Raw genomic sequence first — 26,933 nt, 5'->3', positions numbered from 1 at the left:
CTGTCGGAACAAGCTTAGCCTAGCGGGGCCAAGGCTTGCGCCAGCGCTGCCGTGACGCGCCCAACGGTTCAGATGGCAGGCAAGGAGCAGGCCCGGCACTGGGCAATGACGTGGTGCTCGCCCCCGTCATCCCTCAGCCGAAGCTTGGCGTCGGCAAGCCGCTCGCCGTCCAGGCTCAGGCTCAGTTCGCTGCCGTTGCCGTTGCGTACCTCGATCCGGTAATGGGTGCTGCCAAAGCGGTAATGCAGGACATAACCCGGCCAGCCTGCCGGCAACAGCGGCTGCAGGCGCAGGGTGTCGCCACTGCGTTGCAGGCCCAGCAGGCTTTCGACTATCAAGCGGTACATCCAGCCGGCAGAGCCGGTGTACCAGCTCCAGCCACCCCGCCCGGCGTGGGGCGCAACCGCATAGACGTCGGCGGCCATCACATAGGGTTCGACCTTGTAGGTATCGATCAACGCGTCGCAGCCCTGGCGCACCGGGTTGATCAGGCGCAGCAGTTCCCAGGCCCTGTCGGCGTCGCCCAGCTGCGCATAGGCCATGCTCGCCCAGATGGCCGCATGGGTGTACTGCCCGCCGTTTTCACGCACCCCTGGCAGGTAACCCTTGATGTAGCCAGGGTCCAGCTGGCCCTGGTCGAAGGGTGGGTCGAGCAGTTTGACGATGCCGATATCACGGCGTACCAGGTGGCTGTCCAGCGCCGCCATGGCCTGGCGGGCGCGTTCGGGCGAAGCGACACCCGACAGCACTGCCCAGCTCTGCGACAGCGAATCGATGCGGCATTCCTGGTTGCTCGCCGACCCCAGTACCTGGCCATCGTCGAACCAGGCGCGGCGATACCAGCCGCCGTCCCAGGCGTGCGCTTCCAGTTTTTCGGCGAGTGCGGCGGCCTGGGTGGTGCAGCGGAACGCAAAGGCGCTGTCGCCCTGGCGCAAGGCGACGCAGCCGAATGCCCGCAGCACCTCGTGGCCAAAGAAGCCCAGCCACACGCTTTCGCCTTGCCCTTGTTCGCCCACCCTGTTCATGCCGTCGTTCCAGTCGCCGCTGCCCATCAACGGCAGGCCGTGGGCCCCGCACTGCAGGGCGTGGGCGAGGGCGCGCTGACAATGCTGGTACAGGCTCTCGACCAGGGCCGAGTGGCCAGGCAGGTCGTAGTAGGACTCTTCCCCGGCGTTTAGCGCGCGGCCTTCCAGATAGCCGACCGGCTCGTCAAGCACAGCATAGTCCCCGGTGGCCTCTACGTAGCGGCTGGCGGCCAGCGGTAGCCACAGCAGGTCATCGGAGCAGCGGGTGCGCACCCCGCGCTGCAGCGGTGGATGCCACCAGTGCTGCACGTCGCCTTCGGCATACTGGTGCGCAGCGCAGGCCAGCAGGTGTTGACGCGCCGCCGCCGGCGCGGCATGGACCATGGCCATGCTGTCCTGCAGCTGGTCGCGGAAACCGATGGCACCGCCAGACTGGTAAAAGCCGCTGCGCGCCCAGAACCGGCAGGCGATCACCTGGTACATCAACCAGCCGTTGGCCAGCACATCCAGTGCAGGTTCCGGCGTCTCGATCTGCACGGTGTCCAGTGTGCGCCGCCAGTAGGCGCTGACCTTGTCGAACTCGTCCATGGCGGCCTGCAACCCCCGGTACTGCTGCACGCAGCGGGTAGCGGCGCGGGCGTCCCGGGCGGCGCCCAGGCGGAATACCACCTCCCGGCTTTCGCCAGGCTCCAGCTGCAGCGCCACCTGCAATGCCGCGCACGGGTCCAGACCACCGCCGGTACGCCCCGACAGCCGTGACTGGCGCATACCCAAAGGCGCCTGGCAATCGCCGTTGCGCCCCAGGAATTCGCCGCGATCACAGGTCATGCCCTGTATTGGCAGGTCGCAATCGAGAAACGCCACGTGCGTGGAAAATTCCACTGAGTAGCTGTTGCGGGCAAACAGCGCGCCGCTGAAAGCGTCGGTCTCACTGACCACGTGCATGGCGGTTTTGCCGGGCAGGTCGCCCAGCACCCACTCGACGAAGCAGGTCACCGACAACCGACGTACCCGTGCCGAAGTGTTGTGCAGTTTGAGCCGGCTGAACTTGACCGGGCCATCCAGTGCCACATGCACCCACAGCTCGCAGCGCAGGTCTTGCTCGGTATATTCGAATACGCTGTAGCCAAAGCCGTGGCGGGTGCAGTAACGGCCACTGCCTGGGCAGGGTTGCGGCGTCGGTGACCAGTATTCGCCGGTGTCCTCGTCGCGCAGGTAGAAGGTTTCGCCACTGGCGTCGGTAACCGGGTCGTTGTGCCAGGGCGTCAACCGGTACTCGTGGGCGTTCTCGTACCAGGTGTAAGCGCTGCCGGCCTCGGAGACCACGCTGCCGAAGTGCGGGTTGGCCAGGATGTTTACCCATGGCGCCGGTGGCGATGAGCCGGGTGGCAGCGCAATGACGTACTCGCGGCCGTCGGTGCTGAACCCGCCATAACGGTTGCCCAGCATCACTGTGGGTTGCTCGGCCGGAGAGTGGCTGGCAGGTGCCGGCCGGCGGCTGGCAGGGTTGGCCTGAACAGCCTGCGGGACCTTTGGCTGGCGGCGCAGGTGCAGTTGCTCTTCCAGCGTGCCGAGATTGTCGTTGAGCACCAGCCGGGCTACCGACAAGGTCAGCAGCCGGTCTTCGGCAGACAGTTGCTGCGCAGGCCTTACGTAAATGCCGCCGGGGCGGTCGAGCAGGGCCGCTTCGCTGCCGGAGGTGACGATCCCCATGATCAGGTCCTGCAGTTGCTGGCGATAACCGGCCTGGTCTTCGTTCCAGATCAACAGGTCGAGCGCGAGCCCCTTCTGGCGCCAGTAGGCATGGGCCAGCACCATTTGCTTGACCAGATGAATGTTGGCCGGGTCGCCGATCTGTACCAGCACGATTGGCAGGTCGCCCGACACCCCCTGGCCCCACAGGCCAGACTGGTTGCGTCGGTTGCTGGCCAGCAGCGCTGCGTTGGGCCGCAGGCTGGCGTTGGGGTACAGCACCGAGGCGGCCATCTGCTCGAACAGCCGGGCGTCGGCCAGCGAACCGTTGAGCTGGTGCAACAATACCTGGCTGTGCGGCCAGGCGAGGTCGAACACCCGGTCGGCCAAGTGCCGGTCGCGGTACTTGGCGACTTGCTGCAGGCAGGCGTCGCGGCTGTCGGCGACGCCTGTGACCAGGTCGACCGTGGTCGCCTGGCCGGGCATCAGGGTGATGCGGCAGCGGATGGCCACGATCGGGTCCAGCACCGCCCCCTCGCTATCGGACAACGCCTCGTTGTCCCGGTCCATGGCTGCCGGCCGCGCCAGGGTGCGCCCACGGCCGATGAAGCGGGCCCGATCGGTTTCGTAGGACAGCGCCTCGATGTCGGCGCCGTGCACCGCGAGCACATGGCACATCCATGGCACGGCGTCCTGCTGCGAGCGCGGCCGTCGCGTGCAGAGAATGGCTTGCAGCGGGCGGATCAGTTCGGTCTGGATGAACAGCTTGCTGAAAGCCGGGTGCAGGGCATCGCTCAAGGCCGGTGCCAACACCACTTCGGCGTAGCTGGTCAGCTCCAGGGTGCGGGGCAGGTCGCCATGGTTGGTCAGGTGCAGGCGTCGCAGCTCGATGTCATCTTCGGGTGATACGGCAATTTCGGTATGGCAGTCGAAGTCGCGTTCGCGCACGCGAAACTCCGCGCGGCCGTCGCTGAAAATCGCCTCCTGGAGCTTTGTGCGGTGCCGTGTCGGCTGGTAGGAGGTGGACCAGTAGGCGCCGCTGGCGACATCGCGCAGGTAGCAGAAGCTGCCCAGGTCGTCGCGGCTGGCGTCTTCGCGCCAGCGGGTCACCGCCAGCGTATTGCGCTGGCTGTAGCCACTGCCCACGTGGTTGACCATGACGTGATAGCGGCCGTTGGACAGCAGTTGTACGGCCGGTTGCGCCCGGTTTGGCTCTTTGAACACCCGCAGCCGTGCCTCGGGGTCGCGCTCGGCGGTGTCCTCGGCCGGCGCCTGGAGGGTATGCAGGTAGGGCGCAGCGGTTTTCGGCACGCGCTCCTGCAACAGCAGCATGCTGGCCTGGAACTGCGGGTCGGAGGCGAAGCGCCGTTGCATGGGCTTGTTCAGCAGCAAAGCGGTCAGGGCCAGGAAACTCATGCCCTGATGGTGGGCCATGAACGAGCGGACCACGACGGCGTCTTGCCCGGGGGGCAGGCGTGCCTCGCTGTAGTCCACGGCCTCGTAGAGCCCGAAGCGCCCAGCCAGGCCAAGGGTGGCCAGCCGTTGCAGGTTGCGGCAGGCGGCAGCGGGCGCCACCATCAAGGCCAGTGCGCTGGCATAGGGCGCCACCACGCGCTCTTCACCCAGGCCACGTTGCAGGCCAAGCCCCGGTACGCCGAACGCCCGGTACTGGTAGTTGAAATGTGCGTCCAGCGCGTTATAGGCCGATTCCGACACACCCCAAGGTAGGCCCGACAGCTTGCCGTGTTCGATTTGCCGTTTGACGGCGGCGTGGCAGGTCTGGTCGAGTAGCGTGCCTTCATAGTTCGGCATCACCAGCAGCGGCATCAAGTACTCGAACATCGAGCCGGACCAGGACAGCAACACAGGCACGCCGGCGTTGCTGGTGAGCAGCCGGCCCAGGGCGAACCAGCTGTCCTGGGGCACCTGGCCTTGGGCGATGACGACGAAGTTGGTCAGGCGCATCTCGGACGCGAGCAGGTCATAGAACGCGGCGTCCAGGCGATGTTCGTCGGCGTTGTAGCCGATGGCGAACAGGTCGCGCTGGTTGTCGTACAGGAAGGTGAAGTCCATGCTGGCCAACGCTTCAATGCGGCTGGCCAGGGCGTGTGCCTGGGCGATGCGCTGGCGGGCAACTGCCCTGACGTTGGCCACCGCCAGGCGCTCGGGGGGCGGCCACTGGTCTGCGTCAAGCTGTGCCAGCTGGCGCCAGGTCAGCGGAGCGTGGGGCGCCTGATCGTTACCGGGGGGCAATTGCAGCTGCTGCAGTTCGCGGCTCAGGTCCAGGCATTGCTCATTCAGGGCATTCAGCCAGAAAGTACAATCGTCAGCAACTTCTGTGCCGGGGGCCAAGGCAGCCGGTTGTGTGATCAGCGGCTGCAATTGTTCGACCAGCATCGGCAGCAGCGTGGCGTATACGTCGCCCACCTGGCCATGGGCGAGCCGCACCTGCTCGCGCAGGGCCGAGATCGGCTGGATGTCCGCGCCTGTGCGGGCATAGGCGTCCAGCAGCGTGTCAAAGGTGTCGAGCAATCCCTGGCTCAGTCGCCGGTCGAGCAGGGGCGTGTCGGCCATTTCCAGCAGGCCGGGCTTGAGTGTCAACAGCAGGGCGGCGAGGTTGCCGCTGTCCACGCTCGAGACATACAGCGGTAACAGCGGCTTGAGGGCCTGGGTGTCGTACCAGTTGTAGAAGTGCCCTTTGAAGCGCTCCAGGCGGGCCATGCTGTCGAGCATGCAGGCCAGGCGTTCGAACAGGCGGCCCGCACTGAGGTAGCCGAAGTCATGGGCCGCCAAGTGCGAGAGCAGGGCCATGCCCATGTTGGTCGGTGAGGTGCGGTGAGCGATGTTGGCGAAGGGCGGCGCCTGGATGTTGTCGGGTGGCAGCCAGTTGTCGGCAGGGCCGACGTAGCTGTCGAAAAAGGCCCAGTTGGCGCGGGCGAGTCGATGCAGGAAGACCAGGTCTTCGCTGCCGGGCATGAGGGCGGTCAGGTCACGCGGGCGGCTGAGCCACCAGGCCAGCGCCGGGCCGAGCAGCCACAGGACAAGCACCGGCGAGGCAATCAGCAGTACCGTCGGCTGCATCGCCAAGGCACCGGTCAGCACAATCACCAAGGCCGGTTGCCCCCATTGCTGGCGATACACCGCCCCCAGGGTATCTGCGCTGCAGCGCTCGTCCTCGCGTGAGGGGTTCCATTGCAGCAGGCGTTGTTTGCTGACGGCCAGCCGCCACAAGGTGCGAAGGATGGCATCCAGGCTGTAGCAGGCTTCGAAGGGTAACCAGGCCAGTGAAAGGCCGGCACGCAAGAAATAGGTGCCCGAGGTGTGCAACGCTGCCAGCAAGTGTTCTGACACAGGGACATCAGCGGCCTTGCCCGGCAGTTCGAGCAGCGAGTCCAGCACTGGGCGCGCCAGCAGCAAGGCCAGCAGGGCCAGTGTCCAGGCGAGCGGCGTGGCACTGGCCAGCCAACCCCACAGCAGGAGCGTCAGCAGCGCCGCCGGCTCCAGGCTGCGGCGCAGGTTGTCGAAAATCTTCCAGCGCGACAAGGCGCTGAGCGGGCTTAGCGCCAGGCCATGGGTGCCGGTGTGCAGCCAGGGCACCAGCCACGGCAGCAGTTGCCAGTCGCCGCGTATCCAGCGGTGCCGGCGTTTGCTGTCGGCGCTGTAGCGGGCCGGGTAGGTTTCGAACAATTGCACATCGCTGAGCAGGCCCGAGTGTGCGTAGCAGCCTTCGATCAGGTCATGGCTGAGTACCCGGTTGTCGGCGAAACGGCCCTCCAGTGCCTGTTCGAAGGCGTCCACTGCGTAGATGCCTTTGCCGATGAAGGAGCCGCTGAGAAACAGGTCCTGGTAAACGTCCGAAACGGCCTGCGTGTAGGGGTCGACACCGGCGTCACTGCCAAACAGGCGCGCATAGCGCGAGCGCGACACGCTGGGCAGGCTGATGCCCACCCGCGGTTGCAGAATCGCGTAGCCTGCGTCGAGGCGACCAGTGCGTGCGTCGAAGCGAGGGCGGTTGAGCGGGTGCTGCATGGCGCCGATGAATTGCCGAGCGGCACCGCGAGGCAATTGGGTGTCGGTGTCCAGGGTGATCACATAGCGCACGTGGCCAAGCGCTTGCAGGTCGCCGACGATCCGCATGAAGCACGCGTGGCCGTGGCCGCGCAACACCGCGTTCAATTCGGCGAGCTTGCCGCGCTTGCGCTCGCGGCCCATCCAGCAGCGCTCGGCGGGGTTCCATATGCGTGGCCGGTGAAACAGGAAAAAGCGCGCACCGCCCGTGCTTGGGTACTTGTGGTTGAGGGCACGGATACCTTCGCTGGCCAGGTCGAGCAGTGCCTGGTCTTCGGGCTTGTTTTGTTCACGGGCATCCATGAAGTCGCTGAGCAGGGCAAAGTGCAGGTGTTCGTCACGGTTGGCCAGGAAGCGTACTTCCAGCCCTTCGACCAGTTCTTCGACATCGCCGGTATTGGCCAGCAGCGTGGGCACTACCACCAGCGTGCGGGCGTCCTCGGGAATACCGCCTGTGTAGTCCAGCCGCGGCAGGAAGGAGGGCTTGACGGTCAAGGTCACCAGCCAGTTCACCAGGCCGATGGCCAGGCGGCTGGTGCTCAGCAGAACCGGCAGGGCCATGGCGGCCAGCACCGCCAAAGGCCAGCCCTCCAGGCCAATGGCGCGTATGAAGCCCCAGGCCGGCAGGCACGACAGCAGTGCCACTGGCACCAGGTAGAACGCCAGCGGCGCCCGGTGCAGCAGGCGTTGCCAGCGCTCGCCCAGCGGCACCCGCGCGGCCAGGTGCTGCTCCAGCAACGGCAGGCCATCCCCCGCCAGGTAGAAGCCCACGTGCCCAGCCGGTTCACCCGGCGCGGCGCCTGCTGTCTGGGCCAGCTCGATGGCCGTGCGCGCCACGGCGGGCTCGCTGAATTTACTGTGGCGTGCAAGGCGCTCGACGCTGTGCCGGTAATGGTCACGGCTGGTGAAGTCCATGGCGGGGTAAATGGCCGCCGGGTCGCGGTGCAGCGCCTGTTCGACATGGCTCAGGTGCTCGACGAACACCTTCCAGTCGATGGTCGACAGCAGGCGCAAGCTGCCAATGCTGTTGCTGATGGACACCTGGTCAATGGCCTGCTGCTGGGCATCGAGCTGGACATGGCCCTCGATGCTGCGCGCCGACTCGCTGAGCATCTGTTCCACCCACAGCAGCGGCTGGGTCAGTGAAGCGCTGTGGCCCTGCAGCCGCCTGGCCAGCTCGGCAACGAAGGCGGCGGTCATCGGCGGTTGCGACCGGGCCATGTCGGCGACCACCAGCACCACGCTCTTGGCGTCGCGCTCGGCGGTTTCGCCAAGCCGGTCGGCCCAGACATTGGCCAGGTCGCGGTCAGCCCAGTTGGCCATGACCCGCGCCGCTACACGGCGCAGGTTTTCTATCAGGGCCAGGCGCAGCATGATCGGGATGGCCCAGAGCTCGCCCAGGGTCAGGGTGCAGGCCTGCTGATAAGCCTCGACGAAACGGCTGAAGCTCTCAGCGTCGATCCGCCCGTCACCGTGGGAAATGGTCTCCAGGGCAATGTCGTAGACACGCGGCAGGCCGGTGGAGGCGCCGTTGTCCAGCTGCGGCAGCTGCAGGCTGTAATTGGCCGGCAGGTCGTGCTTGGCAATGCGGATATGGGTTTCGACCAGGTAAAAGTTGTCGAGCAGCCACTGCGCGGCGGGTAGCGCCGGGCGGGGGCCGGGCAGGGCGGCGGCGAGGGCGGTGCAGCTTGCAGAGAGCATGCGTTCGTTGTCGGCCAGGCGGTCAAGCAGGGCGTCTTTGGCTGGCCGCTGGCTCAAACGGTGCTGATGGGCCAGCCGCAGACCGTGCTCGGCCATCTGGTCAGCGTTGTACAGCTCCGAGCGCAGCAGGCTTTCATAGGTGAAGGTGTGCCGGGGCGAGCGCCAGCGCCCCGCATGGGCGTACAGGCGTCGGAGGTACTTGCGTGCGAGAAGCCAAGGATTGTCCATGGTATGCCGGGTTACCGAACTGGCCTTTCAGCATTCAGTCTGCGGCGATTGCCCGCGCAGCGTCTGTACGGTAGCGAACAGACCCGCCTTGGCCTGCGCACGGGCTGTATCGCCGATGTCCAACGCGCCGCTGTGGCACACCATGGAGGGGCTGGACGAATTTTGGTCGTTACATCACTTCCCGCTAGTCACTCGTGTCCACAGCCGGGTACTCGAGCGCATCCCTGCCGGCGACAAGGTCTTGATCGGGAACAGCGTATCGAGGACCGATTCGGGCGGGTAGACCGCCGGGTTGTTGCGCAGCTCAGGCGTGATGTATTCCAGCGCCGCCGCATTGCCGTTGGGGTACTTCACCGTATTACTGATACTGGCGATCACCTTCGGCTCTAGCAGGTAGTTCAGGTACGCATACCCATTCTCCCGATGCGGTGCGCCCTTGGGCATTACCACCATGTCCACCGCCACGGTCGAGCCCTCGTGCGGAATGCTGTAGCCCAGGTTCACCCCGTTGCCCGCCTGCTGCGCGCTGCCCATGGCCTGCAGCACATCGCCGCTGAAGCCGATCGCTACGCAGATGTTGCCATTGGCCAGGTCGCTGACGTACTTGGACTGATGGAAATAGCTGATGTAGGGCCGCACCGCCAGCAGTGCCGCTTCGGCCTTTTTCAGGTCCTCTGGCTTTTCGCTGTGCGGGTCCAGGCCCAGGGTCCTGAGCGTGATCGAGATGATTTGCGTCGGGTTGTCGAGGAACGCCACGCCGCACTGGCTCAGCTTCTGGATGTTCTCCGGCTTGAACAGCAGGCTCCAGGATTGCGTCACCTCGGTGCTGCCGAAGATGGCCTTGATCTTGTCGGCGTTGTAGCCGATGCCGGTGGTAACCCACATATACGGGATCGCATAGCGGTTGCCCGGGTCGCTTGTCTCCAGGATCTTCATCAGCTTCGGGTCGAGGTTGTGCCAGCCAGGCAGCTTGCTACGGTCCAGCTCCTCGATGGCACCCGCCTTGATCAGCCGCGGCAGGAAGTGGTTGGACGGGCTCACCAGGTCGTAGCCACTGTTGCCGGTCATCAGCTTGGCTTCGGTGGTTTCATTGCTATCGATCAGGTCGTAGGTGGTCTGGACACCCGTGCGCCGGGTGAACTCGGCCAGGGTGTCGTCGGCAATGTAGCCGCTCCAGTTGGCAATGTTGACCCGCTCTTCGGCCTGCACTGCCGCGGCCAGCAATGCTGAGGACAACAGGGCCACGCAAGTGTGCTTGATCATGGGATAGCTCTCTTGTTCTTGTTTGCGAGGTAGTTTGAATGTCAGCGTTCCAGCCGCGCGCGGCGTACTTCCCAGGCCATGCGCACCTTGGCGCCCAGGTCGAAGAACGGTCTGGGTGGCAGGTAGCCAGGGCTGGCCTGAGCCAGCACGTCGCCGAGCAACGGCGAGTCGATGCCGAGTGCCATTTCGACCAGCAAGCGGCCCCACAAGGTGCCGCGGGCAACGCCGGACCCATTGCAGCCGGCCACGGCATGCAGGCCGTCGGCGACCCGGGCAAAATACGGCTCGCCTGTGCGGGTGCCGCTGAGGTGGCCGGTCCAGGTGTATTGCAGATCCTGCGCGGTGATGCCGGGGAAGCGCTTTTGCAAACCCTGCAGGTGTGCACCCTGGCGTACGGCCAGGCCACGGTTGTCGATGTCGTGCTGACGGTATTCCACGGTGTTGCGAATCAGCAGGCGGCGCCCCGGCAGCAGGCGCAGGGTGCAGCCGCCCGGCAAGGTAGACAGCACGCCCCAGCCCTGTTCGTCGAACAGCTGTTGCCAGTGCGCCCCGGTCAACGGGCGGGTGATGCTTGCGCTCAGCTCCAGAGGGAAAGTGCCGCTGCGCTTGAGCCCGACCCTGGGCAGAAACGCACCGACACAGGCCAGTACCTGCCGGGCCTCGACCTCGCCAGCCTCGGTGCGGGCAGTCCAGCCCTTGCCAGGGCGACGGCGCAAGTCGGTCACAGCGCTTTGCTCGAACATTTCCACCTGTTCTGGCAGGCCCTCGGCCAGCCCTTTGACGTAGCGCGCCGGCTGCATCAGGCCGTTGCCGCCCGCACAATGGATCGCGCGTGAATAGAACGCCGTACCGAGGCGCCGTTGCAGCGCTTCTCCCTCGTGGTAGCTTGCCTGGGCACCCACGGCACGCAGGGTTTCCAGTGCCTGCTCGGCCTGCTGCAAATGGGCAGGCTCGTGTACCGCGAAGTGGTAGCCATGGTCGCTAAGCTCGCAGTCGATAGCCAGCGCCCGGATTTGCTGGCGCACTTCATTACCCGCCGCGACACCGATGCGCGAGGCGACCTGATAGCCGGAAAAACCTGCTGTACCGATCAGTTCGCCAGCACCTGGCAGCTCGTGGCTGACCACGAAACCAGAGTTGCGTGCCGAAGCGCCCTGGGCGACCCGCTGGCGCTCCAGCAGTACGATCCGCTGCGACGGAAAACGGCGCGCCAGGGCATGGGCTGCGGACAGGCCGGTTATGCCGCCGCCGATGATCAGCCAATCGGCCTTATGAGTGCCTTGCAGGCGCGGCCGCTGCGGTGACTCACCGGCCAGCGCAATCCAGCCACAGTGGTTGTTCATTGCGTGTCACTCCTTCAGTATCGATGCACAGGCGTTATTGGCTATTGCCCGCGAAAGCGCGTCTTGGCTCCAATTTACGAGGACCAAAGCGCAATTTCTAACGCTAATAATTCATTCATCCATTCGGAATTTGCATGGATAAAAACCTTCGTGTGCCATCGTTCCAGGCGTTGCAGGCCCTGGTGCGGGTAGCCGACACCAGCAACTTCACCGAGGCTGCACGCCAGTTGCACCTGACCCAGAGCGCCATCAGCCGGCAGATCCAGCAACTGGAGGAGCATTTCCAGACCACGTTGTTCGACCGCACCAGCCGCAAGGTCGCGCTGACCGCCCATGGGCACGAGGTGTACGGGGTGGCAAAGGGCATGCTGCAAACCCTGCGCACGCTGGAGGAAAAGCTGGCGCCGACGCCGCTGGGCCGCCCATTTCGCGTGCGCATGTTCGTATCGCTGGCGGTACGCTGGCTGCTGCCGCGGCTGACCTCGTTCTATGCGCTCAACCCAGGCCTGACGTTGTCGATTGAAACGGTCGGCGGCGACCTGGTAGACACCGGCGGCGACTGCGACGCGTATGTGCTTTACCTACCGGGCGGCCTGGACGAACGCCCGTTGACGCCGCTGTTCGACGAGTACCTGATCCCAGTCTGTGCGCCCGTGCTGGGCGACGGCCGCGCCCCGCCCAAGTGCGCGGCGAAGCTTGTCGACCATGCGCTGATCCACGGCTCCACTTCGCGCTACGAATGGAACCTGTGGCTCAAGGCCCAGCAGGCCCCGGCCGAGCACAAGTACCAAGAGCTGTTGTTCAATCTGGACGACCTGGCGCTGGACGCGGCAGCCCGCGGCATGGGCATCGCCATGACTGACCGAATGCTGGCCCACGATGCCTTGGTGCGCGGCGACCTGGTGGTGCCCTTCGGCGAGGCGCTGAAGACTGGCGGGGTGTATGCCCTGTGGCTAAGGGACAGCGGCGTTGCCCACCCCGCGTGCCAAGCCGTGCTGAAGTGGTTCGAGCAGCAGGTGGAACAGACGGTTTTGCAAGAACACCGGCCCCGGCCTGTAAGCCTGGATTGATCGACCCGCGCCCGGTTTTGCAGGGTCGGTCAAGCGACCCTTGCCATGGTCTGCTTGCCTTCAGCAATCAAAATGTCTTCGAAAAACGCCCCGATCGGTTCGGTGGGGTGGCACAACTGTATTTCCAGTACCCACACCACCTCGCTCGGGACGATTTCCACCTCGGCCAGCTTGTCCTGGCCATACAGCACATGCGGGAAGTCGGCGACGCGATGCCCGGCCAGGTTGCGTTCCAGCTGCCAGCCCTTGGCCTGGGCACTGCGTTCGGCGAAGTCATACAGCTCCCGTCCGGTCAAACCATGGCCCCAGGCCTCGCGCGTTTCGTCGAACACCTCGTGCAGTGCCTTGACGCAGGCGTGGTGCAGGTCGTGCTGGCCAAACACGAAGGTGTCGCCATAGTCGCCTTCGTAGCCATCCCATACCGGGCCGACGTCGACTACGACAATATCCGTAGTACGTAATACACGTTGCAGGTCGATGCCTTGCCGGGGTGTACGCACGGTGTCGTCGCCGAAGCGGATGTAGGTGGGGTGCCAGGTGTGGGACGCGCCCATTGCCTGCAAGGTTTGCGCAGCCATTTCCAGTGCCTGGGCGGTGGTCATGCCGATGCGCAGTTGGCTGGCGATTGCGGCCACGGCCCGTACTGACTGCTCGCGGGCAGCGAGCATGCCATCCAGCGAGTAGCGTGGGCCGACCTTTTCCAGCTCTGGGTGCAGGGTGTTGGCGGTTGCAGCCTGGGGTGCCAGTGCGCCGCTGGCGACAAAGGCCTCCGCGACAAATCGGTGGGGTTGTACGCCCGCGGCAAGGCACAGTTCGCGGGCCTGGCTGATCATGGCGGCATTGCCGCAGGCATAGACCTGGGTGTCGGCCCATTGATGCGCCTGGCCCAACGCCACCTGCTGCACGCGTGCCTCAGCCGAGAGCACCGGGTGCCAGCGAAAGTGTGGGTGTTCATGGCTGGCCTGCTCGAGAAACGCACGGTCATAGAAGTCCGCCGTCGATGACCCACCCCAGTACAGCGTGACCTTGGCACCGCGGGCCAGGGCTGTCAGCAACAAGGGCTTGATGCCGGCGTAACCTGTGCCGGTGGCAAACAGCACCAGTGGGCGTTGGTCTTCATGCTGCCAGGTGCAGGCGCCCACCGGCCCCTCAAGGTTCAGTACGGCACCTGCTTGCAGGGTGGGCAGCAGGCCTTCGGTGAACACGCCGCCGCTGACCTTGCGGATATGAAACACCAGTTGCCCCTGGTCCTGAACGGGCAGGTTGGCGATGGAGAAGCAGCGGCTGTCACCGTTGTCGAGCTGGAACCTTACGTATTGGCCAGCCCGCACCTCCAGCGGTTGAGCAGGTTGCAGCACCAGTTCGACGATATCTGCACTCAGCTCGCGCTGGCTGAGAACCTGCGCCTGGAACGCGAGTGCCGGGGCGTCCAGGGACCAGCCAGGGATCGCCAGGCGCATGTCGCTGCAGGCGTGGCTCTGGCACAGCAGTATCTCGTCGGCGGCCAGGGGGTAGCAGGGCGCGGGGGTGTCCGCATCTCGCTGCTTGTCCTGATACTGCCCCGACACTACCCTGACCTTGCAGGACCCGCAGGCGCCGCGGCGGCAGGAGAACGGTACCGGCAGGCCGCTGGCGAGCATGGCGTCGAGCAGCAGCTCGTGGCTGGCTTCGAAGGTTTTGCCCGAGGGCGACAATTCGATGACGTGGCGGCTTTGCATGAACACCTCAGGGCAATTGAAGGTTCGATTGTTGCTATAGTCCAGGACCAGCAGAACCTCCAGTTTTGGATAATTCACATGGTCCAGCTTCGCAAATGGCAGCCACTGCTCAGGCTCGATGGGGCGCAGGCTTCATACCGGCAGATCGTCGAAGGCCTGGTGACCGCGATCAGCGAGGGCCGCCTGCGCCCTGGCACGCCGCTGCCGGGCACGCGGGAAATGGCGCAACTGTTGAACGTCAACCGCAAGACGGTGATCCTTGCTTACGAGGAAGCCGAGACCAAAGGCTGGCTGCAGAGCGTGCAGCGCCGGGGCACTTTCGTCAGCCAACAGCTGGCGACCGGCACAGCCACCGAACCCGCTACCACGGGGCCTTTCGCCCTGGCGTTGCCAGAGGAACCTGCCATTGCCTACTTCGAGGCGAACGAACGGGCTGCAGCGCAGCAGGGGCGGCCAGGGGCCTTGTTCTTTGACAACGGCGCCTGTGACCATCGGCTGTTGCCCCAGGCAGTTCTGCATCGCTACTACCGCAATGCCTTGCGCAGCAGCTTTACCAGCAACAGCGTGCGCCATGGCAGCGATTGCAGCAGCCTTTACCTGCGCACCGCCCTGGCCGACATGCTGAGGCACAATCGCAGCCTGAACGTTGGCGCCGAGCATATCTGCCTGACCCAAGGCGTGCAGATGTCGCTGTCCCTGTTGGCCAGCGTGCTGCTCAAGCCGGGGGATGCCGTGCTGGTCGAGCGCCTGAGTTATCCGCCGGCGTGGGAGATTTTCCGTCAGTTCGGTGCCCGGCTGGTGACCGTGGACCTGGACCATGAGGGTTGCCGGGTCGATCAGATCGATGCCCTGTGCCGGCAGCACAAGGTGCGGATGATGTACATAACGCCCCATCACCAGTTTCCGACCACGGTCAGCTTGCCAGCCGGGCGCCGGCAGCAGTTGCTGGAACTGGCGCGGCAGCACGACTTCTGCGTGGTCGAGGAAGACTACGACTACGAATACCATTTTTCCGGGCGGCCTTATCTGCCTTTGGCCAGCGACCGTCAGCAGCGGCATGTGATTTATATCGGCACACTGTCCAAGCCCTTGGGCAGCACGTTCCGTTGCAGCTATATCGTCGCGCCGGTTGAGGTAACCGCAGTGCTGGAGCGCAGGGCGACGCTGACCCTGGGGCAGGGCGATGCGGTGATGCAGCGGATGCTGGCGGACTTGATCAACGATGGCGAGCTGAAGAAGCATTTGCGTCGGGTCAACCGCGAGTACCGTCGGCGTCGGCAGACCCTGTTGGCTTGCCTGCACGATGCGTTTGGCGAGCAGATTACCGTGCAGGAGCCGGAAGGTGGGTTGGCGCTGTGGGTGCGGTTTGCCGACGCGATCAATGTGGATCAGTTGGTCGACAAGGCGCTGGCGCTGGACCTGGTGGTGCGCAGCGGTCGCCAGTTCTCGCCGTTTGGTCATACTGAGAATGCCTTGCGCCTGGGGTTTGCTTCGCTGGATGTGGATGAGATCCGGCAGGCCACCCAGCGTTTGGCACAGGCGTGGAGCGCTATTGCCGCGGGATAAAATCAAGATGCAAGCCCGGATGAGGGCTCTGTGGGAGCGGGTTTACCCGCGAACACCGGCATAGCCGGTGCCATACACCGGGTTGCCTGCTTCCCGGGTAAACCCGCTCCCACAGGGGCTTGCTAGCCCTGAGGAATCATCAACGTCGCCACACCTCGCCTTGTTCGGTCACTACCCAAGGCCTGTCAGCCGCATCCACCAGCACCCCGCCAACCCAGCGCTGCGCAGGGTTGTGATCAAGCCAGTGCGCCTTGCCTGCAAGCACCTGCTCGGCAAGCGGCGTCAGTCGCAGCGGTCGCTGCGCCCAAGCTTCCCCTGAGCCTTCCAGCAGCAGCGGTTGTGGCGCGTGGATCAACGGCTGCAACAGCACATGGAACATCTGGTCACCGAGGTAAGGCAGTGGGTCATCCTGCATCATCAACTGGCCAAAAACGCGCCCGGCCGGTAGCTCGCCGCGTGAAGCCAACACGCGCAGCAGCAGGCGTTCGGTAAGGCTCAATCCATCCTGTGCCCCCGGCAGCTCCTGTAGCTGGCGCGCCAATGCCCCGCCGAGCAACGGCAAGGCCGGGTGCGTGTGGTCAGCGAGGCCTGCCCAGGTCTTTGGATTGGGTGCGGTGTAGGCCGCCCATGCCTCGCGGGCCAGGGCCAGTGCATCCTCACCCAGTGCGCGACGTTGCGGCCACAGCCAGGCCAACAGGTCGGGGGCCAGTTGCCCGATGCCGATGAAACGCTCGATACCGGGTACCTGGTCAATTTCGATCAGCTCAAGCCGACGCGGCAGGCCGGGCAGGCTGGCGAGCACGCGAATCAGGAACAGCTGGTCGTAAGCGTCGGCCTCGCACCACAGCACAATTTCGCTGTCGCGGTTCAGCCCGGCCAGTGCGCTACGCTGCGCCACCTGGCGCTGTTCCAGGTCCAGGGGACTCAGCTTGAACGCCTGTTGCACGTAGGCGCTGCGCACCTGCCAGTACTGCTCGTCGGGCAGCGCCGGTACAGGCCCCATGACCATCGGGTCGTCGAACATCTGGAAGGCGCCGGCAAACCCGGCGGTACGCAAGCTGTGGGCGATGTCGTTGCCGCAGCGCCAATGCTGCACGCTGGCCTCGTCATCGGCGGAAAAACCGGGGTGGCGTGCTGCGAAAGCCACGGCGTCGGCATGGGCCTTGAGCCTTGGCCAGCTGGCAAAGCCGGCCTCGCGGGCCACCAGCCATTGAGTGTCGGCAAGCCGGTAGTCGGGGCCGGGCAGGCCAAGCGTGCGCAATTGCTCGCGGGCGTCGTCGGCTTGGTGGTTTTTCAGTTCAGTCAGCAAGCGCTTGGCGCGTTTGCGCAAGGCGGGCAGGTCGAGCAAGCCGTGGTGGCGGGAAGCATTGATGGCGGGCATGCCAACTCCTTTGGGGCTCGGTCCGCCGACAAGCCGGGAGCTGGTATGGGAATGTAGTGACGCGTGGCTCGGGCAACCCCTTCGCGCGGACCGCAGGCGCAGCCGGCGCCCAGGCCCCGACTTTAACGGCGCAGCGCAGCGGGTGGCAAACGATAGTTTTCCCATGGCTGCCATGCCCCTTATAGTGGCGGGCTTTTCTCCGTCTAAGTCAAAGGAATGGCGACCATGCGCATACGAACCCTGCTTGCAGTAATCGGCACCAGCTTGTCGCTGGGCTCGGCATTGGCTGCGCCAAGCCAGCCAGTGCCTGTAGCGGGCGAACGTATCTCGGTAAAAGTCGAGGGCACCGGGCCGGACGTCATCCTGATCCCCGGGCTGGCCTCTTCCCGTGAGGTTTGGTCGGGGCTGGCCAGCACATTGCGCAAGCAGCATCGTCTGCATCTGGTGCAGGTTGCAGGCTTTGCCGGCTCGCCTGCCGTGCCCACTGTGGACGGGCGCGTGGCCGCGCCGGTGGCCGAGGCGGTTGCAGGCTATATCCGCAGCCAGCGCCTTGAGGCGCCGGCCATCATTGGCCATTCGCTGGGCGGTGAGGTGGCGCTGATGCTTGGCGCACGCCACCCCGAGCAGGTAGGGCGGCTGATGGTTGTCGATGCGCTGCCGTTCTACACGTTATTGATCGACCCCACGGCAACTGCCGAAACGGCTGCACCGCAGGCTGCCGCATTCCGTGATGGGATGCTGCTGGCCCCGGCAGCACAGGCCGAAGCCATGCAGCGCACAGCCATCGACCGGCTGGCCAAGACCGCTGCGGCCCGGCCGGCACTGGTCGAAGCCGCGCTGCACTCGGACCGCAAGACGGTAGCCGATGCCACCTATGAACTGATGACCACCGACCTGCGCCCGGAGCTTGGCGGCATCCAGTCGCCGGTGCAGGTCGTCTATGCCTATGACCCCTTGTATGGCATACCCGCTGCCAGCGTCGATGCAACCTTCGCAAGTGCCTACGCCGGGACGCGAAACATCAGCTTCAAACGTATCGATGGCAGCTTCCACTTCGTCATGCTGGACCAACCGCAGGCCTTCGCGCAGGCGGTAGTCGACTTCCTCGACCGCTGAGGTTGGCCGTGGCGCAGCCTGCGCCCGGCAACATCTGTTCGGTTACCGCCCATAACCGCCTCCCTGCGGCTCAAGCCTACGCCGGCACCTCCGATAGCAGCACACCCACCGTCGAATCTCGACCAGAAGTGGTGCCAACAAGGAGTACTGCCCGCATGCTTGCCAACCTGAAAATACGTACCGGAATGTTCTGGGTGCTGTCGCTGTTCAGCCTGACCCTGCTGTTTTCCACCGTCAGTGCCTGGTGGGCAGCAGTGGGCAGCGACCAGCAGATCACCGAGCTGGACCAGACCGCACACCAGTCCGACCGGTTGAACAATGCGTTGTTGATGGCAATTCGTTCCAGCGCCAATGTGTCCTCGGGCTTCATCGAGCAGTTGGGGGGGCATGAGGAGAGTGCAGGCAAGCGCATGGCGCTGTCGGTTGAGCTGAACGACAAGAGCCAGAAGCTGGTCGATGAATTTGTCGAAAACGCCCGCGAGCCAGCCCTGCGCACGTTGGCAACCGAGCTGCAGGCAACCTTCGCCGAATACGCCAAGGCGGTGGCCGGGCAGCGTGAGGCGACCCGCCAGCGCTCGCTCGAGCAGTACTTCAAGGTCAACAGCGATGCCGGCAATGCCATGGGCCGGCTGCAAGCGCTACGCCAGCAGCTGGTTGGCGCACTGAACGAACGTGGCCAGCAGATCATGCTTGAGTCAGACCGGCGCCTGGCCCGCGCCCAACTGCTAAGCCTGGGGCTGTTGGCGGTGACCTTGGTGCTGGCGGCGCTGTGCTGGGCCTTCATTGCCCAGCGGGTTTTGCACCCGCTGCGCGAAGCCGGTAGGCATTTCCAGCGTATTGCCGGTGGCGACCTGAGCGTGCCGGTGCAGGGGCAGGGCAACAACGAGATCGGCCAGCTGTTCCACGAACTGCAGCGCATGCAGCAGAGCCAGCGCGACACCCTGGGGCAGATCAACCACTGTGCCCGGCAGCTGGACGCCGCTGCCACGGCGTTGAACGCGGTTACCGAGGAAAGCGCCAACAACCTGCGCCAGCAGGGGCAAGAGCTGGAGCAGGCAGCCACCGCGGTGACCGAAATGACCACGGCCGTGGAGGAGGTTGCGCGCAACGCCATCACCACCTCGCAAACCACCAGCGAGTCCAACCAGCTGGCCGCGCAGAGCCGCCAGCAAGTCAGCGAAAACATCGACGGCACCGAGGCCATGACCCGCGAGATCCAGGCCAGCAGTGCACACCTGGAGCAACTGGTCGGGCAGGTGCGGGATATCGGCAAGGTACTGGAAGTGATCCGCTCGGTGTCCGAGCAAACCAACCTGCTGGCGCTCAATGCCGCCATCGAGGCGGCCCGCGCCGGTGAGGCCGGGCGCGGCTTTGCGGTGGTGGCGGATGAGGTGCGCACGCTGGCCTACCGCACGCAACAATCGACCCAGGAAATCGAACAGATGATCGGCCGCGTGCAGGCGGGCACCGAAGCGGCAGTGGCGTCGATGCAGGCCAGCACCAACCGTGCCCAGTCCACACTGGACGTGACCCTGGCCTCGGGGCAGGTGCTGGAAGGCATCTACAGTGCGATTGGCGAAATCAACGAGCGCAACCTGGTCATTGCCAGTGCGGCCGAGGAGCAGGCTCAGGTCGCACGGGAAGTGGACCGTAACCTGCTGAACATTCGCGAGCTGTCGATCAACTCGGCGACGGGAGCGCAGCAGACCAGCGAGGCGAGCAAGGCGCTGTCCGGGCTGGTGGGGGAGATGACGGCATTGGTGGGGCGGTTCAGGGTGTAAGGTTCGCCGGGCGACGGGCGTCAAACTCGAACCTGATCGTTGTTACATTAAAAGTGGGTGAAACTTATTTAAAGTTCCCCTTGCGGGTTGACTTCGATACTACGCTTGAATAAAGTTCGATCGCCCCGAGAAAGGGCCTTTTTTCCATTCACTGAAGAATTCAATGGACACAGTATCTAGTCGCTGCCTGACCCCTGCCATATGGCCGGGTCAGGCACTTGAACCGGAACACCGGTCCCGACACCCTGGTCGGGCAAGCCGCGCCAGAGCCTGATGCTCCGTCGTGACTTGCCGCCACTGGTGTCTGCCGGTTGGAGGCAAGCTCATGAACCTCACTTCATTCGTTTCACATTGCCTGTTCGCCGGCCTTGCGCCGCAGCAGGCCCGTGCCCGGCCGTCCCGCCTGCACGGGTACCCTGACGACAGCCAGGAGCCCCCCAGTAGATGCGGGCGGCTGGTGTGTCTTCATGCCCGCTTGAGCCCCCAGACTTCTCGCTGAATAAAAGATATTAAACGGTATCTTTGCTCTCGAACTTTTTAAATTAAAAGTTCGCGGGCAGCTATTGCCCGGTATTTATCAAAAGGAATCAAACCATGGACTGCGCGAGTAGAAAGTTCGCTGCCGAAACAACTTCCGACCCTCGGCAGCGGACAGACAACTGTCGGAAAAGCCCAGTATTTTTCTGCGACCCGACATGCCTTCGTTCACCGCCTGAGTGATACGTCTGTGTGTCGTGCCGCTGCAGCGGCAGGAGCACAGCAACATGACTGTCAAACACCGCAACACCTCATCGGCCAAGGCCGAACGCGAAACCCGCCTGTCTACCCGCGCCGCCTGTGAAGCGCGCAATGGCCTGGCGGTCACCCTCGCCAACCTGGATGCCAGCGAGCAGGGCCTGACCGAGCACGAAGCCGGCAAGCGCCTGGAGCGCGATGGGGCCAACCAGGTCGCCCACGACCCGCAACCCCACGCCCTGGTGCAATTGCTCAAGGCCCTGCACAACCCGTTCATCTATGTACTGCTGACCCTGGCCGGGATCAGCTTCGTCACCGACTACTGGTTGCCGGTCAGCGCCGGCGAAACAGACGACGCCGACCTGACCAAGGTCATCATCATCATGACCATGGTCAGCCTCAGCAGCCTGCTGCGCTTCTGGCAGGAATACCGCTCGAACAAGGCCGCCGACGCGCTCAAGGCCATGGTGCGTACCACCGCCACCGTGCTGCGCCGCGAGCAGGTCGGGCAGGCCCCGCGACTGCGCGAAGTGCCCATGGACGAACTGGTGGCCGGCGACATCGTGCAGCTTTCTGCAGGCGACATGATCCCTGCCGACATTCGTCTGTTCGAATCGCGCGACCTGTTCATCAGCCAGGCGGTGCTCACCGGCGAAGCGCTGCCGGTCGAGAAGTACGACACCTTGGGCAATGTCGCGCAGAAGTCCGCCACCGGGCATGGTGCTGACCAGGGCAACCTGCTCGAGCTGCCGAACATCTGCTTCATGGGCACCAACGTGGTCAGCGGCCGCGCCCGCGCCGTGGTGGTCGCCACCGGTCGACGTACCTACTTCGGCTCGCTGGCCAAAGCCATTGCCGGTTCCCGTAGCCAGACCGCCTTCGACCGCGGCGTGAACAGCGTCAGCAGCCTGCTGATCCGCTTCATGCTGGTGATGGTGCCGGTGGTGTTCATGATCAACGGTGTGGTCAAGGGCGACTGGGGTGATGCCTTCCTCTTCGCGCTTGCCGTGGCAGTGGGCCTGACCCCGGAAATGCTGCCGATGATCGTCAGCGCCAACCTGGCCAAGGGCGCCGTGGCCATGGCCCGGCGCAAGGTGGTGGTCAAGCGCCTGAACGCCATCCAGAACCTGGGCTCCATGGACGTACTGTGCACCGACAAGACCGGCACGCTCACCCAGGACCGGATCATCCTCGAACACCACGTGGGCTTCGACGGCCAGCGCGACCGGCATATTCTTGAACTGGCCTGGCTCAACAGCCATCACCAGAGCGGCATCCGCAACCTGATGGACCAGGCCGTGCTGCATTTCGCTGGCCAGGACTGTGAGTTCAAGGTGCCTTATGCCTACACAAAGGTCGACGAACTGCCGTTCGATTTCATCCGCCGTCGCCTGTCGGTGGTGGTGAAAAACGCCTTGGGTGATCACCTGCTGGTCAGCAAGGGCGCGGTCGAGGAAATGCTCGCTATCGCCACCCATGTGCAGGAAGGCGACAGCGTCGTTGCCCTGGACCCGCTCCGTCGCCAGCAGCTTCTGGCCAGCGCCGAGGCCTACAACCAGGATGGCTTCCGTGTGCTGGTGGTCGCCACCCGCGAGATCCCGGCTGCCCAAGGCAAGGCGCAGTACCACACCGACGATGAGCGCGACCTGGTGATCCAGGGCTTCCTGACCTTCCTCGACCCACCCAAGGAAACTGCCGGCCCGGCCATCGCCGCCCTGCGCGACATGGGCGTGCGGGTGAAGGTGCTGACCGGCGACAACCCGGTGGTTACCTGCAAGGTCTGCCGTGAGGTGGGCCTGGAGCCAGGCCTGCCACTGCTCGGCCAGGACATCGAGCGCATGGACGACACCACCCTGAAGCTTCAGGTTGAGGAGCGCACGGTCTTTGCCAAGCTCACCCCGCTGCAGAAATCACGTGTGCTCAAGGCCTTGCAAGCCAATGGTCACACGGTGGGCTTCCTCGGCGACGGCATCAACGACGCCGCAGCCCTGCGCGATGCCGACGTGGGTATCTCGGTAGACAGCGGCACCGACATCGCCAAGGAGTCGGCCGATATCATCCTGCTGGAAAAGAGCCTGATGGTGCTGGAGGAGGGGGTGCTCAAAGGCCGCGAAACCTTCGGCAATATCATGAAGTACCTGTGCATGACTGCCAGCTCCAACTTTGGCAACGTTTTCTCGGTTTTGGTGGCCAGTGCGTTCATTCCCTTCCTGCCGATGCTGGCAATTCACCTGTTGCTGCAGAACCTGATGTACGACTTCTCCCAGCTGTCGTTGCCGTGGGACCGCATGGACAAGGAGTTTCTCAGCAAGCCACGCAAATGGGATGCCCGCAACATCGGCCGCTTCATGCTGTGGATCGGCCCGACCTCGTCGATCTTCGACATCACCACCTTTGCCTTGATGTGGTATGTGTTCGCCGCCAACAGCGTCGAGATGCAGGCGCTGTTCCAGTCTGGCTGGTTCATCGAAGGGTTGCTGTCACAGACCTTGGTGGTACACATGCTGCGCACCCGCAAGGTGCCGTTCTTCCAAAGCACCGCTGCGTTGCCGGTGGTGCTGGCAACGGGGCTGGTGATGGCATTGGGGATCTACATCCCGTTCTCGCCGGTGGGCGCGATGGTCGGCCTGGTGCCGCTGCCGTGGGAATACTTCCCTTGGCTGGTTGCTACCCTGCTGGGCTATTGCGTGGTCGCGCAAGGGATGAAGACCCTCTACATCCGCCGCTTCGGGCAATGGTTCTGAGCCAGGCGAGGAGAGCAGGCCATGCGAGTACTGATCTGTGCGGGACGCAACTATGCCGACACCCGGCGCTGCCGCCAGGCCCTGGATGACGTTCAGCGCCAGCGGCCGATCCGGGTGTTGATCCACGGTGGCAGCCAGTTCCTGGGCGGCGAGATCGAAAGCTGGGCACGTGAGCACGGTGCCGATCTGGTACGTTATCCGCCAAACTGGCAATTGCACGGCAAGCAAGCTGAACGTCTGCGCAACCTGTTCATGCTCAATGACAGCCGCCCTGATCTGTTGCTCGCGCTGCCCGGGGGCGATGACACAGAGGAACTGCTGGCCAGGGCTCGCGGCGCGGAGGTTCCGGTGATCTGCGGCAGGCAACCACGGCGGCCCGAGCGGCATGAACCTGGCGTGGGATAAGCCTGTCTGCCACTAGCCCTGTGGGAGCGGGTTCACCCGCGAAGAATCCAGCGCGGTGGATGGCACCGGCTTCGCCGGTGTTCGCGGCTAAAGCCGCTCCTACAGGGAATGCGTAAGCCTGAAGCCGGCACGGCACCTGTGGGAGCGGGCGTGCCCGCGAAGCAAGCGCCTCGGTCTTCAATAGCTCAAGCTTTCCGCAGTCGCTCCAGGCTGCTACTCAGCCTGGCTGCGCCGCCAGGCTATTGCTGACGTTGCGCCCCAGCACCAGCACGGTGACGAAACCACAGCCCACCAACGCGGTGGCCAGGCTCAACAGCACTGCGGTGCCCATATGGTCGACCACCTGCCCGCCGAAGAACGAGCCCAGCGCAATGATCACCTGGAACATGGCCACGAACAGCGGCATGCCACGTTCAACATCCTTGGGTGCCACCACGAACATCCAGATGTTGGCGCAGGCCGGGAACGCACCGAAGGCGAAGCCCCACAGCGCGATCAGCATGGCGGCGCCGGTCATGCCGGTGGCGAAGTGCGGGAACAGGGCGGTGCTGACAGCAATCATGAGCGCGACCAGCATCAGGGTATGCCGCACGCTGCGGTTGGCAGCGTAGCCCGCGAAAATGTTGCCCATGAACCCGGCTACGCCATACAGCAGCAACAGCGAGCCAATCGTAGGCCCGTCAAAGCCGGCATTCTGTTTGAAGAACGGGGCAACATAGGTGTACGCGGCAAAGTGCGCCAGGCCGATCAGCAGCACGGCGATCAAGCCTACCCGTGCTTGCGGGTTGATGAACAAGGCTGGCAGGTCGCTGATGCGAATAGCCTTTTCCGGCAGCAGCCGCGGCAGCAGGAATACCTGCGCCAGCAGCACGGGTATGCCCACCAGTGCGGTGACCAGGAAAGTCATGCGCCAGCCCATCAGGCCGCTGAGCCAGGTGCCCACTGGCACGCCCACCACGGTCGCCAGGGTTACGCCGGCCATGATGATAGAGTTGGCCTTGGCCACGCCCATGCCGTCGGGAGCCAGGCGGCCGCTGAGGGCGATGGCGGTCGCCCAGAAGCCACCGATACTGACACCCAGCAGCACGCGGCCGACCAACAGCAGGTTGAAGTCGACGGCGTAGGCCACGATGGTGTTGGCGATGATCATGATCAGCGTCAGCCCAATCAGCAGGTAGCGCCGGTCCAGCGCACCGACACCCACGGAAATCAACGGCGCGGCCAGCGCGGCCATGATGCCGGGCAGGGTCACCATCAGGCCGGCAAGGCCTGCACTGATGCCAAGGTCACTGGCCACATCGTTGAGCACCCCCACCGGGAGGAACTCGCTGGTGACCAGGGCGAAGGCACCCACGGCGACCGAGAGGATTGCCAGCCATTGCTGCGTGACACTCTGTTGATTATGTTCGGGAAGGCCGCGACGGGCCTGGCGGTTGCTTGGCATGGGGGTCGGTTCCATGAGGGATGTCGCCTGTAGCAGGCGCAGGAGCGGAGGGATTTGCAGGCGATTATAGGGATGGCCTGCCAGGCCGACAGGCAGGCCGCTTGATAGTCATCATCAGCGCAATCGATGAAACGCCTGGTCTTTCAAGGTTTGCTGTGTATAAAACTATATAGCGATTTTACGTGCGATGCCCGCCTAAGGCAGCCGCGAATGCTTCAGCAGTAGGGCTTTCTTCCCAGGCCGGTGTACCGGCAGGCAAAGCCAGCCAAGGTTGCTTGTGCCTGACCCAGATATGCGCAACAGGCTGCAGCGCAGCGCGTTCATGCAGTGTGCCAGCCCTGAGTACCCACAGCCCAGGTGCGGCCGAGGTGGTGTTGTAGATGCGGGTGTGGCATGTCGCGCACAGGTAGTGCCGCGATTGCTGCCCCATCTGCTCGTACTGATATTCGACCATGGGGCCGTTCAGCGTGAACGCGTCTTCTGGTAGCAGGGCGTGCAGCGCAAAGCTGCTGCCGCTCCATGCCTGGCAATGCTGGCAATGGCAGGCATACACCGCCGCCTGCAGCGTGGTTGTGGAGTGGTAGGTAACAGCGCCGCAGCGGCACTCACCGGCAAGTTGCATGGTCGTTTTCTTCCTTGTTCACGCCTGGGGCGCTTGATTGATGAAGCGGGTCTGGTAAAGGATGCGGCAGATTCTGCTTGATTGAAACTGATCAAAGCTGCCTACCTGCTCATAGGAAATGTATGAACGCCCCGCAACTACAGTGGGAAACCCAGCGGGTTTTCCTCGCCGTCCTTCGAACTGGCAGCCTTTCTGCCGCCGCCCGTGCGCTGGGGATTGCTCAGGCTACGGCGCGGCGCCGGATCGACGCGCTGGAGCACAGCGTCGGTACCAGCCTGTTTGTCCGCTCGCCAGCAGGGTTGATGCCGACCGACACCGCCAGGGATCTGGTCGCGCATGCCGAGTCCATGGCGCTGGCCGCCGAAGCCTTCGCCCGCGCGGCTTCCGCCCAGGCCAGTGAGGCCGGCGGCACCGTACGGGTCACTGCCAGCCAACTGCTGGGTGTCGAGGTGCTGCCGCCAATGCTGCGAGCGCTGCGCGATGCGAGCCCCGGGTTGGCGTTGGAGCTTAGCGTTTCAAATCGCATGGAAGACCTGGCGTTGCAGGAGGCCGATGTAGCAGTGCGCATTCGTCGGCCCACCGAGGCGACGGTCGTTACGCGGCATGTGGGGGACCTGCGGGTGGGGCTGTACGCAACCGAAGCGTTGCTTGCGGACAAAGGCACCCCGCGCAGTCTCGATGACCTGGGCCGTTACCCGCTGATTGGCCCAGACCGCAACCTGACAGAGCTTGCGTTCCTAGGGCAGCAGGGCCTTGCCTGCAGCCTGGCGAGCAGCGTTGTCCGCACCGACTGCCATCTGGCCCAGTTTGCAGCGCTCAGGGCGGGGCTCGGTATTGGCGTATGTGCCAACCAGTTGGCGAGGCAGCACGGGCTGGTGCAGGTGCTGCCGGGTGAAGTGGCTTTCCGCGTCGATATCTGGGTTGCCATGCACCATGATTTGCGCCGGGTAAGGCGGGTTGTGCAGGTATTCGACGGGCTGACGCGGGCGCTGCACCACTACCTGGAGTAGCGTTGGTCGGCCCTCCTGCAG

Annotated in this window: 14 protein-coding genes; 7 read left to right on the top strand and 7 right to left on the bottom strand. The window is 64.5% G+C overall.

The window, feature by feature from the left end:
* Positions 1-68 precede the first annotated feature (68 nt).
* The 3 genes from MRBLPB4O_RS16500 to MRBLPB4O_RS16490 form a co-directional block, all read right to left on the bottom strand.
* Positions 69-8,714, bottom strand: coding sequence for a glucoamylase family protein (locus MRBLPB4O_RS16500; RefSeq protein WP_341795925.1), 8,646 nt, complete (start codon positions 8,712-8,714; stop codon positions 69-71).
* Between the two features lie 174 nt (positions 8,715-8,888).
* Positions 8,889-9,977 (bottom strand): polyamine ABC transporter substrate-binding protein, encoded by a 1,089-nt coding sequence (locus MRBLPB4O_RS16495; protein WP_063425775.1) that lies wholly within the window; start codon positions 9,975-9,977, stop codon positions 8,889-8,891.
* A 41-nt stretch (positions 9,978-10,018) separates the two neighbouring features.
* The gene (locus MRBLPB4O_RS16490) at positions 10,019-11,320 is read right to left on the bottom strand and encodes an FAD-binding oxidoreductase (RefSeq protein WP_341795924.1); all 1,302 of its coding nucleotides are present in this window, start codon (positions 11,318-11,320) and stop codon (positions 10,019-10,021) included.
* A 134-nt stretch (positions 11,321-11,454) separates the two neighbouring features.
* On the opposite strand from MRBLPB4O_RS16490, the gene MRBLPB4O_RS16485 reads away from it, so the two are divergent.
* Positions 11,455-12,390, top strand: coding sequence for a LysR substrate-binding domain-containing protein (locus MRBLPB4O_RS16485; protein ID WP_341795923.1), 936 nt, complete (start codon positions 11,455-11,457; stop codon positions 12,388-12,390).
* 29 nt (positions 12,391-12,419) lie between these two features.
* On the opposite strand, the gene MRBLPB4O_RS16480 is transcribed toward MRBLPB4O_RS16485, so the two are convergent.
* Positions 12,420-14,186 (bottom strand): NAD(P)H dependent flavin oxidoreductase family protein, encoded by a 1,767-nt coding sequence (locus MRBLPB4O_RS16480; protein ID WP_341795922.1) that lies wholly within the window; start codon positions 14,184-14,186, stop codon positions 12,420-12,422.
* On the opposite strand from MRBLPB4O_RS16480, the gene MRBLPB4O_RS16475 reads away from it, so the two are divergent.
* Positions 14,187-15,674: a PLP-dependent aminotransferase family protein gene (locus tag MRBLPB4O_RS16475; protein ID WP_341795921.1), complete on the top strand. Its 1,488-nt coding sequence runs from the start codon at positions 14,187-14,189 to the stop codon at positions 15,672-15,674.
* Positions 15,675-15,813: 139 nt separating this feature from the next.
* Here the strand turns inward: MRBLPB4O_RS16475 and MRBLPB4O_RS16470 are convergent, their stop codons facing one another.
* A complete protein-coding gene (locus MRBLPB4O_RS16470; RefSeq protein WP_341795920.1) occupies positions 15,814-17,055 on the bottom strand; it encodes a DUF1835 domain-containing protein in 1,242 nt (413 codons plus the stop codon).
* Between the two features lie 225 nt (positions 17,056-17,280).
* On the opposite strand from MRBLPB4O_RS16470, the gene MRBLPB4O_RS16465 reads away from it, so the two are divergent.
* The 4 genes from MRBLPB4O_RS16465 (at position 17,281) to MRBLPB4O_RS16450 (ending at position 23,836) form a co-directional block, all read left to right on the top strand.
* Entirely contained in the window at positions 17,281-18,171 is an 891-nt protein-coding gene (locus tag MRBLPB4O_RS16465; RefSeq protein WP_341795919.1) for an alpha/beta hydrolase, read from the top strand.
* Between the two features lie 155 nt (positions 18,172-18,326).
* Positions 18,327-19,952, top strand: a complete 1,626-nt coding sequence (locus MRBLPB4O_RS16460) for a methyl-accepting chemotaxis protein (protein WP_341795918.1) — start codon at positions 18,327-18,329, stop codon at positions 19,950-19,952.
* 764 nt (positions 19,953-20,716) lie between these two features.
* Complete coding sequence (gene mgtA, locus MRBLPB4O_RS16455) at positions 20,717-23,431, top strand: magnesium-translocating P-type ATPase (RefSeq protein WP_341795917.1); 2,715 nt, start codon at positions 20,717-20,719, stop codon at positions 23,429-23,431.
* Positions 23,432-23,452: 21 nt separating this feature from the next.
* Positions 23,453-23,836: a DUF2493 domain-containing protein gene (locus tag MRBLPB4O_RS16450; RefSeq protein ID WP_341795916.1), complete on the top strand. Its 384-nt coding sequence runs from the start codon at positions 23,453-23,455 to the stop codon at positions 23,834-23,836.
* 217 nt (positions 23,837-24,053) lie between these two features.
* Here the strand turns inward: MRBLPB4O_RS16450 and MRBLPB4O_RS16445 are convergent, their stop codons facing one another.
* The gene (locus tag MRBLPB4O_RS16445) at positions 24,054-25,280 is read right to left on the bottom strand and encodes an MFS transporter (RefSeq protein WP_041167770.1); all 1,227 of its coding nucleotides are present in this window, start codon (positions 25,278-25,280) and stop codon (positions 24,054-24,056) included.
* Between the two features lie 178 nt (positions 25,281-25,458).
* On the bottom strand, positions 25,459-25,902 hold the full coding sequence (locus MRBLPB4O_RS16440; protein ID WP_341795915.1) for a GFA family protein: 444 nt from the start codon (positions 25,900-25,902) through the stop codon (positions 25,459-25,461).
* Positions 25,903-26,024: 122 nt separating this feature from the next.
* On the opposite strand from MRBLPB4O_RS16440, the gene MRBLPB4O_RS16435 reads away from it, so the two are divergent.
* Positions 26,025-26,912 (top strand): LysR family transcriptional regulator, encoded by an 888-nt coding sequence (locus tag MRBLPB4O_RS16435; RefSeq protein WP_341795914.1) that lies wholly within the window; start codon positions 26,025-26,027, stop codon positions 26,910-26,912.
* Positions 26,913-26,933 lie beyond the last annotated feature (21 nt).

It is taken from the genome of Pseudomonas sp. LPB4.O (assembly GCF_038383825.1).
Lineage (GTDB): Bacteria > Pseudomonadota > Gammaproteobacteria > Pseudomonadales > Pseudomonadaceae > Aquipseudomonas > Aquipseudomonas putida.
The sequence above is the reverse complement of the archived record's forward strand: the minus strand, read 5'-3'. Positions and strand labels throughout refer to the sequence as shown.

Excerpts from the sequence above, each read along its gene's own strand:
- MRBLPB4O_RS16500 (WP_341795925.1), bottom strand. The coding sequence starts at position 8,714 with ATGGACAATCCTTGGCTTCTCGCACGCAAGTACCTCCGACGCCTGTAC.
- MRBLPB4O_RS16495 (WP_063425775.1), bottom strand. The coding sequence starts at position 9,977 with ATGATCAAGCACACTTGCGTGGCCCTGTTGTCCTCAGCATTGCTGGCC.
- MRBLPB4O_RS16490 (WP_341795924.1), bottom strand. The coding sequence starts at position 11,320 with ATGAACAACCACTGTGGCTGGATTGCGCTGGCCGGTGAGTCACCGCAG.
- MRBLPB4O_RS16485 (WP_341795923.1), top strand. The coding sequence starts at position 11,455 with ATGGATAAAAACCTTCGTGTGCCATCGTTCCAGGCGTTGCAGGCCCTG.
- MRBLPB4O_RS16475 (WP_341795921.1), top strand. The coding sequence starts at position 14,187 with ATGGTCCAGCTTCGCAAATGGCAGCCACTGCTCAGGCTCGATGGGGCG.
- MRBLPB4O_RS16470 (WP_341795920.1), bottom strand. The coding sequence starts at position 17,055 with ATGCCCGCCATCAATGCTTCCCGCCACCACGGCTTGCTCGACCTGCCC.
- MRBLPB4O_RS16465 (WP_341795919.1), top strand. The coding sequence starts at position 17,281 with ATGCGCATACGAACCCTGCTTGCAGTAATCGGCACCAGCTTGTCGCTG.
- MRBLPB4O_RS16460 (WP_341795918.1), top strand. The coding sequence starts at position 18,327 with ATGCTTGCCAACCTGAAAATACGTACCGGAATGTTCTGGGTGCTGTCG.
- mgtA (WP_341795917.1), top strand. The coding sequence starts at position 20,717 with ATGACTGTCAAACACCGCAACACCTCATCGGCCAAGGCCGAACGCGAA.
- MRBLPB4O_RS16450 (WP_341795916.1), top strand. The coding sequence starts at position 23,453 with ATGCGAGTACTGATCTGTGCGGGACGCAACTATGCCGACACCCGGCGC.
- MRBLPB4O_RS16445 (WP_041167770.1), bottom strand. The coding sequence starts at position 25,280 with ATGCCAAGCAACCGCCAGGCCCGTCGCGGCCTTCCCGAACATAATCAA.
- MRBLPB4O_RS16440 (WP_341795915.1), bottom strand. The coding sequence starts at position 25,902 with ATGCAACTTGCCGGTGAGTGCCGCTGCGGCGCTGTTACCTACCACTCC.
- MRBLPB4O_RS16435 (WP_341795914.1), top strand. The coding sequence starts at position 26,025 with ATGAACGCCCCGCAACTACAGTGGGAAACCCAGCGGGTTTTCCTCGCC.